The organism is Niveibacterium sp. COAC-50, assembly GCF_013184235.1.
GTDB lineage: Bacteria > Pseudomonadota > Gammaproteobacteria > Burkholderiales > Rhodocyclaceae > Niveibacterium > Niveibacterium microcysteis.
The window spans coordinates 177,784-184,179 of sequence record NZ_JABCJM010000007.1; the positions used below are offsets into that span (position 1 = coordinate 177,784).

Below are 6,396 nucleotides of genomic sequence, written 5' to 3' on the forward strand. Positions count from 1 at the left end.
CTGCAGACAATGGCCAAATCTCACGCTGCCACCCATGCAACCATGTCAACCACGCTTTGGGGATCAGGGCACAGCGCTTGTATTCCAACTCGATCGAGTTCAGTCTGAAAGTGCGCCCACGCCCGCTCGTCTTTCGACTGCAAGCCAAGATGATCCTCGATTGATCCCTTTTTCCAGAGCCAGATGTCCTGCCCAAGAAGGAGATTGTGAAGCGCGTCGATATGCGGTGCCGCATCTAACTCCTTCGCCAGGATGGCGTAAGCCTCCGAGGCTTTTACAACCCCCTTCGTGGGAAGGCCAGCCTGGTCAAGGGTTATTCGTTTCGCAGCCTCAAGACGCGCAAGAATCCGCTTGATCTCGGCAACATGTGCATTTCCTGGTGGGACAAATCCATGGCTATGTCCGCCCTTGAACGCATAATCAAGATCAACGATCGCCTTCGATGGAAGATCCATTTCTTGCAGGATCTGCATTGATTTCTTGGTGTCGTTTACACCGCTCTGCGCAATCAGCGCGATCTTGTTTTGTCCAAGCGTTCTGGTATTGATGTGCTCAAAGATCGCCGGAAGTAGGCGCAGTTCTGTTTTTCCCTCCGTTAGCAGTACCTTGTCTGAAAACAGTAATTGGCTTGCATGCCCTAGGGTAAATAGCTGTTCCATTGCATGCGTCGAATCTGGTACCGCTATCTGGATCGCGTCACGCAATCGTCGACGCGCAAATGTCCCTTTGGCTGGTGATTTTCGGATAAGCAGAGAGTGTTGCGCGTCTTTGGCCTTAACCATTTGTGCTGAGTGAGTTGAGGCGACGATCTGATACCCATTCTCAGAGAGTGTTTTGAGTGCCTCTCGAATGTGCTCAACCGCAAAAGGGTGAAGATATAGTTCAGGCTCGTCTATAAGAAGCAGTGTGGTTCCACCTGCCTGCCCAACGCCGCGCTTTACTTCAGCCAAGTGCCTGACAAGAGCCATTTGAATGGCCCTTTGGGCGCCGTGCCCATAGGCCGAGAAGCCGCGCGAAATTCCTGCGTCTTCATAAACCTTTACGGTCCCGGCCTTGATCAGATCTTCCATGCTGGGGACGGGAAAATGCAGCTTAACGCCAATGCCAGGAAATAGATCGTTTATCTTGTGATTTATGGATTGGTCAATTGTATTGAACTCTGCAAGCCGTGATGCTCCGTCGGCTGAGAGTTGCTTCTCAACTTGGCCTAGGTGCTGGTTTATGTCTGCCTCATGAGCCCGTCGAACGGGCTCAATGAATTCGGAAAGTAGCTTCCCAATTGTTGTCGTGTTCTTTGCCTTCGCCGAGTCTTCGGCTGCATCTTCCATTGCGCCAATTCGTATTGGCTCTGGCAGCAGTGAAGAAATAGCGTTGTCAATGCCGGTTGGATTTGCTGTCCATTGTGAGTTGGCTGGATTAAGGATGTGCAGTTTGATATCCGTAGCCTTGCCTCCGGGGCACGGCTGCACACGCTTTAGAGTCAGAGCCTCATTGTCAATGTACGGCTGGATTTTCTGTTGCTGCTCCGGGGTCAGGGTGGAGAGTGCTTGCACAGAGACGCCGATAACTCGCCCAATGACCTCTACAGGTAGTTGCATATCGTTGAACGATTCTTCATCCAAGACGGATTTCCGTAACAGCCACTGGATTGCGGAAATGATATTGGACTTGCCTGAGTTGTTATAGCCTATTAGCGGTGTGAACCGTTCTAGTTGGATCTTCGTGTCTTTGCATGATTTGTAATTCCGAATTTCTACCGTTTCGAGACGAACCGACATACGGCCTCCATGGTGACCATCAACCTTGTTCGTAAAATCTAGTGCCGTGGGTTGGGGTGAGCGCAGCGAAGCCCAACGCCTTCGCAAGCGCCGCCGCATGGCAACGGCGCGTCGGCCGGGGTACCGCCCCCGGCGGGCGTCTTACTTTCTGGCAACAGCACCAGAAAGTAAGCAAAGAGTGCCGCCCGGCGTTCGCGGTCAGGCGCTTTGCGCCTGACCTCCCTCGCGTGCTCGCGACGTCGGGCGGCTGCGAAACTCGGCCCCGCGGGCCTCAAACAGTCCTCGCCGTCGGCGCTGCGCGCCGATCCCCCGACCCCGCTGCGCCACTCGGCGCTCTCGACGGGAAACAAAGTCAAAACCATCGCAGCCCGGTAGCTTGGGCTGAATGGAATGAAGCCCAACGCTCAGAGCGGCGGAGAAACCCACTCATGCGTTTCGCCCCGTTCATCTCTGACCCTTCTTGCCGCGCGCCTTGTCGAACTTCCGCCAGTACGTGAAGACGTCTTCCTGCACTTCGAATTCGAGGTCGTCGAGGCGAGCCTGCATGCGTGCGCGTGCATCCGCGACGGCCTTGTTGTAGATGCTGGGGCCGATCTCTTCGAGGAAGAAGTTCAACAGCGCACCCGCCGTCATGTTCCCGATCGGCGCTTCCATGTTCTCGGAGAAGTATCGCTGGATGGACTCGACGGCCTGCTGGCGGTCGAGTTTGTCGAGTTCAATCGGCATCGCGGGCCTTGCTGAGCGGTTGCGTTGAGAGCTCGGCGTCGATGCGGCGCGACGCCGTTGCAGATAATGCCGCAAGGCGTGTGGGCTGCCTACCGCATTGCCCACGGGCTAGGCATCAGCTGTTCGGCTGCGGCGAAACGGCCTTCATCTTTTCGGCCCCTTCTGCGGTGATCTGCTGGATCTTCGGCAGGAGCTTGGACATGCGCCCCTGCATGATCTGCATTGTGGTCTGCATCACCTGCGGCATCTTCTTGATGACCGCCTGGCCCGCCGGCGACTTATAGAACGACAGCATCCCATCCACCTCTTTCTGGGTGAATGACTTCTGGTAGATGTCGAGGAACATCGGTTCGAGGGCTTCCCATTTCAGTTCATCCTTCACCAGGCCCGCCAGCTTGTCCTGCGTCTCAAGCATCACCTTTTCTTGCTCAGCGGTGAACGCCTGATCCGCCAACGCCTGCTTCATGGAAGCCTTCATCATCGAATCCATTTGCAGCATCACGTTGTCTACCAGCTTCTTCGAGTCGGTGACCTCGATGAGGCGCTTGACCGACGCTTCGCTGGCCGGACGGTCCGCCGCGAAGGCCGGCAGCACGGCGACGTTGAGGAGAACAGCAAGGGCAAAGGGAGCAAATCGCATGGGGTATTCCTTGGTCTGTGATGGGCCCCGGAACGGGACCGTGTTTAACGGATAGGTAAGGCGCTGGATTCGGAGCTTCGAACGCGAACGCCGACATCGTCGGTGTTGGGCCGGAACGGTAGGAGGCGAATTGCCTTGCGGCGTGGCGAAGGCGATTGTCAGGCAGCACGCTCGGTTCCGATTTCGAGGGCGAAGCAGATGTGGCGAGGCGGAATGACTGCTTTGGTGAGTGCCTTCGTAGTCTCCTTGAAGCCCAGCCCACGCAGGACGGAGATACTACGGTGGTTGGCCTCCGCCACGGCAGCGACCGCGACTCGATACGCAGGTGTTCCAGCCTTGCGATGAAGCAGCGCCGCGATGCATTCCTTGGCGATGCCCCTCGCCCAATACTCGGGGGCAAGCCAGTACGAAAGCCAGTACGTGCCCGGTGACCCCTCCGCGAAGAGCGCAATCTGGCCAATGCACGTTTGCGATGATCGCGTCGTAATCGACCACAGCTTGGGTTCCTCCGCGTAGTCGCAGAACTCCTCAAGCCATTCCGCCAACTCGCCGGCTTTGTATAGGCGGGCGAGGGGCAAGTCTTGCGGAAACTCGGGGCTAGCTACGGCGCACGCCAGCGCAGGGAGGTCGCTGGCGACGGCCGGCCGAATACGCCAACGACTTGTTTCGAACGCTAGGGTGGCGGACATGGCGTATCAGCGACCGCTCTTGCTAAACGAGGCCCGCGTTGCGACGTGCTTGCGGCGACACCGCCGCGCAGAGCATGGGCCTCTGCTTGAATCGGCCGCTGGGCATCGGGTCGGCGCGTTGAGGCGAGCAGACTTCATTTCGAGCTCGGGTCACTGCTGGCCCCGCAGCGCCGCGGCCTGCCGTTCGCTGCGCTGTACGCCGCTGATGCATTCCGTTCGATCAGGCATCGAGAACTCGCGTTCGCACTTCTCTTTCTCGCGCTCAAGGCCTGCGTCGTATGCGACTTCGGCGACAGCTGAACATCCGCACGCCACGATTGATAGACACAGCAACAGGCCAAGTTGGGTGGTGACTGCGAGAACGCTTCTGGTCGGGTGACGGGTCATGGCAAATGGATTTCTGACTGGCATTCGGATGCGGACCACCGCTTTGGCCTGGCTCGCCTGTAGGAAGGGCTAGACCAAGCCGAGTACCGAGGCAATGAACTGCGCTTTCGCACCACGGTATTCGGCCGGTGGACGATCGCAGTATTGAAGCTTGAGTGCGTTGTATTCCTTCACGAGTTCGGGGTCGCGGCACAAAGCATCGCGGAAATGCATGAAGAACTCGAACCTCGATCCGGCGGCCACAACCTGAAGCGCTACGTCGTAGTCGTGGCTCGGTGACTCCAGCATGCAAAGCTCGGGCGTACGCAGTGTGTCGACCTTGATCACGTAGCCGGATGCCTGCAGCGCCGCGACGGCATGGCTGTGCAGCGCGGGCGCCACCAGCACACACACGTCAAGATCGCCCTTCGATATCGCCCCCGGAATCGCCGACGAGCCAATATGCTCCACCTGAGCATCCGGGCATGCGGCAAGCACAGATTCTCTGACCGAAAGAAATAGCGATTCCAAATCCTGCTGATACTCGACGGGCAAAAGGAGTTTCATGCGGCGGCTAACGGCGAGGAGTAACCCGCTTGCAGGATGTCCAGCGGAAGCCAGCGGCAGGAAAGGCCGTGACCGCAACGTCAAGCATCGCGCCCAACACCAGGCGCAGCTTGCTTGCTGAGCGCCTTGAATAACTCAAGAAGCGTGACGGTGCCGGCATGCTCTGACTGTTGAGCCAGAACCAGTTTGAGCAGATCGTCAATGCTGGCGCGGCGAACAAAGGTGCCGAGCTCTGCGGGAACGATCGCTGCACCGCCGTCCAAGGGGAGAACCCTCCACCAAGGGCCGGGTGACTGTTTGACACGGCTGTCTTCTTGCTCTGCGAGCCATTTGGCGCTCGGCCGCCTCTCTTTTGAATAAACAATGCCTTCTCGTCCGAAGTTGTCGACGATAAGGTCACCAATCGAGAGACTTTTCATGAATGCCTGGCGTGGAGGTGAGGGGCGGCCGAAGCGCTTCGCGCGGAGGCAACCAGCAAGCGCTGCCAAGTTTTTGCTCGTGCCGATACAGGGGAATGCGATTGCATCATCACTTGGTGGCTACCGCATCAGCTTTGGATTGGAAGGGTGTGGAATGGTCTCCGGGTTTGCTTTCGAGAACGCCACAACAAAGTCCGTGAGTCGGTCATACAGATCGTCATCGACGTAAGGTAGACCTTCCTCGTCGAAGTCATCTGGCTCATCGACGATAGGCTTAAAGCTCCGGAGCCGACTCAAGTCCTGGCGAATTGCTTCGCAGTCCTTCGGGCTGAATAGGCTGGGCTGTGCCAGCGTGTTCTCCAGGAAGTCTATGAGAATGATGAAACCCTCATCCCAATTGATGTTTCCATTCTCCTGAGCCTCCCAACGCAACTTCTCAATAGCCCGCAGAAGTTCCCCCTGGACGGTGCTTGCCTGTCCATTCTTTGGCACCAGGTTGTGCCAGATCCATGAAGCGATCTCGTGATTGGTGCCGGAGGTAGGAATATGGTCGGCCATGGTTTCGCCTAGCGTCGAAAGTAACCAGCAGGAAAGCGCAGCGGAGGGGAACAAACTGCGCAGAAATTTGGCGTCCCGCTGGCTGCAAAGTAAGCCGTCACCGAGGCGCCCCTTAGTCTGCTCTTTGCTGCATGGTTGAAACCTTCTGACGGATGTACGCTCTCATGACGCTCCGTCGATAGAAGTAGACTGGTGCCATGAGCGCCGCCGCCCCCACCCAAGCCGCGACCGCAGGAATCAGAAGCCGTTCGCGTAGGCAGATGGACGCGAAATAACCGGCGACAGCACCCAGCAAGGCCCAAAGCGCCAGAACCTTAGGTTGCCGCATCGCGTACCGCTTCGCCTCAGCAACCAAGATCGCACGCTCCCAGCGTTCGAGGCATTGGAGCTCATCAAACCGATAGACAGCCGGAACCGTACGTGCGGAAGCGTTTTTCTGAGAAAGGTCTTCGGCAAGGGCTTGCTGGACTTGGTCGTTGCCGAATACTGCGTTTTGCCTACGAATAGTCATGAGGGTTCCCGACTGCTAATCGGGATAGGAAGGAACCTCGCGGCCCCTCCCTCCCACACCACCGGACGTACGGGTCACGTATCCGGCGGTTCGATGAATTGAATTCCTACCGTGGCGCAAGGCTGGGTAGTCCCAAGGTTTC

At 57.5% G+C, this 6,396-nt stretch carries 9 protein-coding genes; all 9 read right to left on the reverse strand.

Features of this window, described 5'->3' with window-relative positions; genetic code table 11:
• Positions 1–20: 20 nt before the first annotated feature.
• The gene (locus HH302_RS20130; RefSeq protein ID WP_172204452.1) at positions 21–1,778 is read right to left on the reverse strand and encodes an ATP-dependent endonuclease; all 1,758 of its coding nucleotides are present in this window, start codon (positions 1,776–1,778) and stop codon (positions 21–23) included.
• Positions 1,779–2,222: 444 nt separating this feature from the next.
• Complete coding sequence (locus HH302_RS20135) at positions 2,223–2,504, reverse strand: DUF2164 domain-containing protein (protein ID WP_172204454.1); 282 nt, start codon at positions 2,502–2,504, stop codon at positions 2,223–2,225.
• A gap of 115 nt (positions 2,505–2,619) precedes the next feature.
• Complete coding sequence (locus HH302_RS20140; RefSeq protein WP_172204456.1) at positions 2,620–3,144, reverse strand: DUF2059 domain-containing protein; 525 nt, start codon at positions 3,142–3,144, stop codon at positions 2,620–2,622.
• 158 nt (positions 3,145–3,302) lie between these two features.
• Positions 3,303–3,833: a GNAT family N-acetyltransferase gene (locus HH302_RS20145; RefSeq protein WP_172204458.1), complete on the reverse strand. Its 531-nt coding sequence runs from the start codon at positions 3,831–3,833 to the stop codon at positions 3,303–3,305.
• 150 nt (positions 3,834–3,983) lie between these two features.
• Positions 3,984–4,220, reverse strand: coding sequence for a hypothetical protein (locus tag HH302_RS20150; RefSeq protein WP_172204460.1), 237 nt, complete (start codon positions 4,218–4,220; stop codon positions 3,984–3,986).
• A 69-nt stretch (positions 4,221–4,289) separates the two neighbouring features.
• A complete protein-coding gene (locus tag HH302_RS20155; protein WP_172204462.1) occupies positions 4,290–4,766 on the reverse strand; it encodes a GrpB family protein in 477 nt (158 codons plus the stop codon).
• 80 nt (positions 4,767–4,846) lie between these two features.
• Entirely contained in the window at positions 4,847–5,185 is a 339-nt protein-coding gene (locus HH302_RS20160; RefSeq protein WP_172204464.1) for a hypothetical protein, read from the reverse strand.
• Positions 5,186–5,305: 120 nt separating this feature from the next.
• On the reverse strand, positions 5,306–5,743 hold the full coding sequence (locus HH302_RS20165; protein WP_172204466.1) for a hypothetical protein: 438 nt from the start codon (positions 5,741–5,743) through the stop codon (positions 5,306–5,308).
• 112 nt (positions 5,744–5,855) lie between these two features.
• Positions 5,856–6,254 carry a hypothetical protein gene (locus HH302_RS20170; RefSeq protein ID WP_172204468.1) on the reverse strand — a complete coding sequence of 133 codons (399 nt, stop codon included), beginning with the start codon at positions 6,252–6,254 and terminating at the stop codon, positions 5,856–5,858.
• Between the last annotated feature and the right edge of the window lie 142 nt (positions 6,255–6,396).

Excerpts from the sequence above, each read along its gene's own strand:
- HH302_RS20135 (WP_172204454.1), bottom strand. The coding sequence starts at position 2,504 with ATGCCGATTGAACTCGACAAACTCGACCGCCAGCAGGCCGTCGAGTCC.
- HH302_RS20155 (WP_172204462.1), bottom strand. The coding sequence starts at position 4,766 with ATGAAACTCCTTTTGCCCGTCGAGTATCAGCAGGATTTGGAATCGCTA.
- HH302_RS20170 (WP_172204468.1), bottom strand. The coding sequence starts at position 6,254 with ATGACTATTCGTAGGCAAAACGCAGTATTCGGCAACGACCAAGTCCAG.
- HH302_RS20140 (WP_172204456.1), bottom strand. The coding sequence starts at position 3,144 with ATGCGATTTGCTCCCTTTGCCCTTGCTGTTCTCCTCAACGTCGCCGTG.
- HH302_RS20160 (WP_172204464.1), bottom strand. The coding sequence starts at position 5,185 with ATGAAAAGTCTCTCGATTGGTGACCTTATCGTCGACAACTTCGGACGA.
- HH302_RS20165 (WP_172204466.1), bottom strand. The coding sequence starts at position 5,743 with ATGGCCGACCATATTCCTACCTCCGGCACCAATCACGAGATCGCTTCA.
- HH302_RS20150 (WP_172204460.1), bottom strand. The coding sequence starts at position 4,220 with ATGACCCGTCACCCGACCAGAAGCGTTCTCGCAGTCACCACCCAACTT.
- HH302_RS20130 (WP_172204452.1), bottom strand. The coding sequence starts at position 1,778 with ATGTCGGTTCGTCTCGAAACGGTAGAAATTCGGAATTACAAATCATGC.
- HH302_RS20145 (WP_172204458.1), bottom strand. The coding sequence starts at position 3,833 with ATGTCCGCCACCCTAGCGTTCGAAACAAGTCGTTGGCGTATTCGGCCG.